1 protein-coding gene and 1 pseudogene are annotated in these 2,289 nt (G+C 58.4%); one reads left to right on the top strand and one right to left on the bottom strand.

What is annotated here, in order from left to right; translation table 11 throughout:
* Positions 1–66 precede the first annotated feature (66 nt).
* Positions 67–1,578 (bottom strand): annotated as a pseudogene (locus K0H47_RS20035) (tyrosinase family protein); the annotation flags it as partial.
* Positions 1,579–1,737: 159 nt separating this feature from the next.
* Between K0H47_RS20035 and K0H47_RS20030 the strand changes: the two are divergent.
* On the top strand, positions 1,738–2,202 hold the full coding sequence (locus K0H47_RS20030; RefSeq protein WP_063033945.1) for an Lrp/AsnC family transcriptional regulator: 465 nt from the start codon (positions 1,738–1,740) through the stop codon (positions 2,200–2,202).
* The last annotated feature ends 87 nt before the right edge of the window (positions 2,203–2,289 follow it).

The raw sequence follows: 2,289 nt of genomic DNA, 5'->3' as shown, positions 1-2,289 counted from the left end.
TGAAGATCTCAAAAACCCGATTTCCAGTAGACCGTAAGGCTGCTCCGCTTAAGTGAACAGCATTACGACATAGTGCGGATTGTCGGCACTCACCTGCTGCGGCGTGGCGTCGGGCTGGTTGAGGAATACGTCGATCAGGTAGGTGTCGTGGGTGCAGCGCACATGGTCGAACACCACCCACGGCCCGAGCCCGGCCGCGTTGCGGGTGGCCGAGGCGGGTGCCGAACTGTGTTGGCAGCACGCCTTTGCAGCCGCTTTGGTCTCGCCAAACTGTGGGGCGACGGGCGTGCCGTAGTCGTAGCCGATATGGCGGCTGTCCTGGGCCATGTCACCAAGGGTGGTATAGCGCCAGGCATCGGCGCTGGTGAAGGTCACGGTGCTGGCCTCACTCCCGGCGAACGGCTGGAGCAGGCATTGGGTGGTGTACTGCGCCGCCGGATTGGCCCGGATCCAGACCTCCAGCATCCGGTCGATATTGGCGTGGTAGGAGCTGAACACCGGGTCGAATGCGGTGTAGGCGTTGTCGGCCATGTCACCGCCGATCCAGCCGTGATAGTTGTCGTGGGGTTGCTCGTAGAGCCCGTCGAAATTCAGGGCACGGTTGGGGTACAGGTCATCTTTTTGCGGCGGGTCAAACACCGGAATATTCGCCCATGGATAACCCGGTACGCCTTGGGGCTGGCTGAACGAGGTGAACTTCAGTGCATCGACCACCTGCTGCTGGAAAATCCGGCTCATGGCATACAACTCGGTGCGTTCCCGCCGGAACGGCTCGCCGTGGGTATAAAACAGCGGGTTGCGTTGCACGAAGCGGCAGTCCACGCCGTTGACATCACCCCTGGCACACACCTTCGAGCTACCGTCCTTGGCCGCCGCATAGCGCAGCGGGTTAGGCCGGACCTCACCGGTGTGCGGGTGCACGTAGGTTTCATCGAGAAACGCCTGGGGCAAACCGGCCTGGGGGCTGCCGTCGACACTGGCGTCTGCGGCCATCCAGTCCCAATAGGGAATCGGGCAGTCGATCAGTGCTTCGAGGTACAGCAGATAGGCCCGGTGCCACAGGGCAAACGCTTCCTGGTAATGCAGGCACCAGTTGGTATGGATATACGCGTAGCGCTGCCAGGGCGAACCGCTGTCGGGGTCGCTTACCTGCATCACGTCATCCAGGCGCGAGCGGTACAGGTTCAGTTGTTCCTGTGTCAGGGCGCGAATGTCCTGACGCACCCGTTTGACCGGGTGGGGCAGGTCGGGAGGGGGAATGCGCTCGGCGATGTCGAACGGTGAACTGGGGGTCAGGCGCCAGCCTTGGTTGACCCACAGCCTGAAGGTTTCCAGGGCATCGATGGGCCAGAACTGTTGCTGGTCGAGGGTCAGCGGCATGCTGCGGGAGGCCAGGTGCTGGTAGATGGTTTCGGACCAGGTCTTGACCGAGGCGGGGTCTTCGAGGAACACGAAGTAGGCGTTCATGCAGCCCACCCAGGAGGCGGCGACGGCGGCGCGTTGGGCGGGCGGTATCCAGTAGGGGGCGCTGAAGAGGCCGTGGATGTCGGTGGCCCATGTCGGTTTCGCGACTATCATAAGATCCCTCTCATGCCGCCCCAGTGCCTGATTTGGCTGGGCTGCTAAGCTGGATTGATGTTAGTGCGCCACCGCGCAGGATTTCTGCAAATTGGTGGGTGTTTACGGTGGATTCATTGCAGTTTTTTCAAGGAAGATATGGAAAAAATGACAGATGCCATGGATTTGAAGATTCTGGGGAAGTTGCAAAGGGATTGCAGTCAGAGTCTGGAGTTGTTGAGTGACAGTGTCGGGCTGTCTTCGACCAGTTGTTACCGGCGTATCAGGCGATTGGAGAGTGTCGGGATTATCAAGGCGAAGGTGGCGGTGCTGGATGAGCGCAAGCTTGGGATTCAGGTCACGGCGTTCTTCCTGATTAAGCTTGATAGGGACAGTAATGATATCGACCGCAAGATGCAGCATATCCTGGCGAGTCATCCGGAGATCCAGGACTGTTATTTGCTGACCGGGGAGTTTGATTTTGTGATGGTGGCGAAGTTTCGGGATGCCACTGAGTACACTGATTATATCTATCGGTTTTTAGACATTTATCGGGATATTCCGATTCGTACTTATTCGTCTACTTTGGTGGTCAGGACGGTTAAGAAGTCTTATGAGTTGCCGTTGCCGGGGTCTTTGGTTTGAGTACATATCCGTTTCTTCGGTAACGGCCGCTTATGGTTCCGCTCTTACAGCGGGTCACTTTTGGCAAACGCCCCAAAAGTAACCAAA

Source organism: Pseudomonas sp. Xaverov 83, from assembly GCF_019352905.1.
Taxonomy (GTDB): Bacteria; Pseudomonadota; Gammaproteobacteria; order Pseudomonadales; family Pseudomonadaceae; genus Aquipseudomonas; species Aquipseudomonas yamanorum.
Note: the sequence above shows the minus strand (reverse complement) of the source record. Positions and strands in the feature narration are given on the sequence as shown.